3 protein-coding genes are annotated in these 3,381 nt (G+C 60.5%); all 3 read right to left on the bottom strand.

Going from position 1 to position 3,381, the window contains the following annotated elements; translation table 11 throughout:
* Nucleotides 1-34 precede the first annotated feature (34 nt).
* Nucleotides 35-2,131, bottom strand: a complete 2,097-nt coding sequence (locus tag NKI63_RS30500; RefSeq protein WP_352625705.1) for a recombinase family protein — start codon at nucleotides 2,129-2,131, stop codon at nucleotides 35-37.
* A gap of 295 nt (nucleotides 2,132-2,426) precedes the next feature.
* Nucleotides 2,427-2,879, bottom strand: coding sequence for a helix-turn-helix domain-containing protein (locus NKI63_RS30495; protein WP_352824116.1), 453 nt, complete (start codon nucleotides 2,877-2,879; stop codon nucleotides 2,427-2,429).
* 177 nt (nucleotides 2,880-3,056) lie between these two features.
* Nucleotides 3,057-3,381 (bottom strand): DUF5372 family protein (locus NKI63_RS30490; RefSeq protein WP_352824115.1); only part of this gene is annotated, 325 nt, incomplete at its 5' end.

Here is a 3,381-nt window from a genome sequence, read left to right as displayed (position 1 = left end):
AACGATCTGCATTCATACTACGTCCCTTTCGTCTTCAGTTGAGAGTTTTTGCCTGGCTGGCATTTTGCCTTCGTGCGGCAGCGCGATCGACGAGCCGGTTCCATCGGCTGCATTGTTTTTGCGGTAGATCCGAAACGGGAAGTTCGTACAGGCAATAGTGCCCGTTGTAGGCGTGGCTGGCGATGAGGCCATGTTTGGCCCATCGGGTGACGGTGTGCTCGTGGATATTGAGACGCGCGGCCGCTTCCTGTTTTGTCAGCATTCCACGTTCCCGCAGGCGGTCATAGCGAGAGCGCAGCTTGTATTGGTGAACGAGATAGGCAACTCGCAAGGCCGTGAAGCGGGCGGTGTGGCGACCGCGGCGTGCGGCCTCGCCGGGACGGTATCCTTGCTGGTTGAGCAGTTCTGCGATCTCGGAATAGATGTGGTCGTCGAGGAGTTTATCGACCAGTTCGACGATGCCGGGCTGCGTCTTGACCTGCTGGGCGGAAGATTTTGGGCTCAAGGTTGTGAGCGTCTGGATCTTGCCGCCTTTGAATCGCACGTGAACCTTGGTGGTTCCTTCCGCCGGCAGCTTGACGAGAGTGACATCCTCGATGATGTGGGTAAGGAGTCGCTTGCGTTCGCGGTTTGGTGTGTCGGGATCCGCCCAGAGCTTGTTGAAATCCACCGTCATTGCGACCAGCCGCTCGCGGACAGCTTCATCAAGGATGAATTGATCGTGCTCCCGGGCACGCTCACGCTCTTCGCGGGCCTTGGCCAAAATACGGAGCTTCTCGTTCCATTCGCCTTCGAGCGTGTCGGCGACGAGACGATTGTCGGGATCGACCAGCATGAAACGGCGCTGGGCGAGATCGGCCTCGATCTGGGCGCGCTCGACCGCGCGACAGCGCAGCCGATCTGCTTCTTCATGCCGGGCTTGGATCTCCTTACGGACGTCGAGCGCCAGTTCGACGGCGGCCGGCGTCATCTGCTCGGCAATCAGCCTGCCGATGGCTTCATCGACAGGAGGCCCGGCGATCGACTGGCACAAGGGGTCACCGCGATAGGTATGGGCGCGATCGCAGATGTACCAGGCTTCCTGTCGGCCGCGCCGGGCAGCGTAGCGAACCCGGAAATGCCGGCCGCATTGCCCACATACCGCCCGACCTTGCAGCAGCGCCGGGCCTTCTCTTGGGATTGACGCTCGTGCCGCGTCATATCCTTGGCCGTTCGCCTTGAGAATCTTCAGGTTCTCCTGATGTTGTTCCCAGCTGATATAGCCGGGATGCGCATCGGGAATGCAGGCCGGCCAATCATCATTAGTTCGCGCACGCACAGTCTTCTTGCCGTCGATGGTGCGCCGATAGTGTCGCCGCCCATAGGCATAGGCGCCGGCGTAACGCGGATTGTTCAGGACGCGCACCGCGGTCGATGCGGTCAGCGGCCGAAACACCGTCTGACTGTTGTGCAGGCGTGACGGGAACAAAAGGCCTTCCGTGCGAAAGGCCTTGACGGTCTGGGAGGCGGATCCGACGCGAGCGAACGTCTCGAAGAAATGGATGATCGTCTCCCTGACTTGCGTGTCCGGATCGAGCACCACATTGCCGGAATGGTCATAGACCAGCCCGGTTGGCAGGGGACAGCGAAACTCGCCGCGCCTTGCCTTGTTGAGGATGCCTCCGCGCAGCCGTGCCTTGATCACATGCAACTCTGCTTCGCTCATGGTGCCCTTGAGACCGAGCAGGAGCCGGTCGTTGAAGCCTGCGGGGTCATAGACGCCGTCTTCATCGAGGATCAGGGTGTCGGCAAGAGCGCAGATCTCCAGCAGGCGCTGCCAATCGGCATTGTTGCGCGCCAGCCGGGAGACTTCCAGCCCCATCACGATCCCGGCGCGCCCCATGCCGACGTCGCTGACCAAACGCTGAAACCCCTCGCGCCAGGCCGCCGAAGCACCGGATTCACCCTGATCATTGTCGACGACGATAATCTGCTCGTCCCGCCAGCCGAGGGCGACCGCACGTCCACGAAGCGCATATTGCCGCCTGGCGCTCTCGGTGTTCTCGATGACTTGCCGCATCGAGGATTGGCGGATGTACAGGTAGGCGCTGCGTTCGACGTGATGAGGCTGGACTTTAAGGTGCGCATTCATGGTGACCTCCGGTCGTGGATGCTCATGGCTATTGTCGCAAGGACGTGAACGACGGCTGCGTGCCCGCCGTGCGTCGGCCAGGCGGTCGACGGTGGATGACTTTGTTCTTGCAGGGGATTTGCTGCTGCGGCCAGCGTCTGTGCCCATCCCCACATGCCCCGGCGCAGAAAGAGCATGAGGCCGCTACGAGCCTTGAGAGGCAGAGCTTCGCCGAGGGCTGCCCCGCGCAGCACCTCATACTGGGCCGCAATGGCCGACGACAGGATCGACGAACGCACCGATGCCGCGGCAATGTTCACCTGCCGGTTTTTTTTAATACCCGCTCGATCGTCCTGGGATGAAGCTCGACAGCGAGTTCGCGGCGGACCAGCTTCGCCAGCTCCCGAGCACGAACGGGTTCGCCCGGGCCCAACTGCGCCTGAAGAAACGCCAGGACTTCGTCGTCGATTTTGTGGGGACCGCGGGGGCCCGGCTTCTTTGGTACCAGTCCCGCAATCCCGGCTGCGTCGAAGCTCGCCCTTGCCTGGTAATAGGTCGGCCTGGAAACGCCATACTCGTCGGACGCCACCGTCACCGACATGTTGTCGATGGAGACGCGCCGCAGCATCTCGTATCTGACCTGCACGGCGTCGTGCGGATCGAAGAACTCGCTGTCGCTGAACTTCGGATCGCCCACCTTCTCGGGGTTTGGATTGAAGGTGCCTTGTTCGATGAGGGCCTCCGTCTTCGAGCGCTTGCTGTCGGACATCGCCGGCTCCGAGTGTGGAAAGAAGCGTAATCGTAAAGATGTTTATGCCGCTATTGGCATCGATGTCAAGGCGGCTTGTGCGATAAATGCTGAACATGTAGCCGAAATGCTGGGATATGCTCATGATACAAACCCTCCTGCGGCATAATCCGCCTTACAGATGCGGCATAATTATCCTTACAATTTGTCGAGTGATCGCGAAGCCGATTTACCAGAAAGGCGCCCGACCAGACTGGCCAGCTCCAGCAAGTCGACAGTACGCAAGAGCGCCCGCCCATTCCCCATGACAACTTCTGGATCCGGGTTCGCAAGATCAGTCCATTGCGGGGGAACAGACCACACGGCAGTATCGTCGGCCTGCAGCAAAAGGCGTTCGCCATGCCGATTGTATCGCCTGCCGACACATGGCAGCAGCCGCGAGAACAGAGGATGAAACGGATGCGTGATCCGCACTAATTGCGTAACTGCGTTCGTAGAGTCTGCATTCCCAAGTGAGGTACAA

It is taken from the genome of Mesorhizobium sp. M0410 (assembly GCF_040321435.1).
Taxonomy (GTDB): Bacteria; Pseudomonadota; Alphaproteobacteria; order Rhizobiales; family Rhizobiaceae; genus Mesorhizobium.
The sequence above is the reverse complement of the archived record's forward strand: the minus strand, read 5'-3'. Positions and strand labels throughout refer to the sequence as shown.